Genomic DNA, 250 nt, shown 5'->3' with positions numbered 1-250 from the left:
TAATAGAAGTTTTAAATTATACAAAATGAAAGGAGAATGAGGAATATGAACAGTGAACAAGTGTTACAAGTAACAAAAACAGATTTATTAGGATCATTAGGTGGAGCGATAGTATTAACATCATTTATTCTATTCCTTGCAAATGTATTAGTATGAGACATATAAATACAATTATTCAAAAAAAATAAAGACTCTAGCATATTAGTAAGTAATTAATATGTTGGGGTCTTTTTTATTTTCTTCTATATAT

1 protein-coding gene is annotated in these 250 nt (G+C 24.8%); it reads left to right on the top strand.

Annotated elements, in window-relative coordinates:
• The first annotated feature begins 45 nt into the window (after positions 1–45).
• Complete coding sequence (locus MR079_RS28855) at positions 46–156, top strand: DUF3948 family protein (RefSeq protein ID WP_139869631.1); 111 nt, start codon at positions 46–48, stop codon at positions 154–156.
• The last annotated feature ends 94 nt before the right edge of the window (positions 157–250 follow it).

This window comes from Bacillus cereus group sp. BfR-BA-01381 (genome assembly GCF_022663555.1).
GTDB lineage: Bacteria > Bacillota > Bacilli > Bacillales > Bacillaceae_G > Bacillus_A > Bacillus_A pacificus.
Note: the sequence above shows the minus strand (reverse complement) of the source record. Positions and strands in the feature narration are given on the sequence as shown.

Excerpts from the sequence above, each read along its gene's own strand:
- MR079_RS28855 (WP_139869631.1), top strand. The coding sequence starts at position 46 with ATGAACAGTGAACAAGTGTTACAAGTAACAAAAACAGATTTATTAGGA.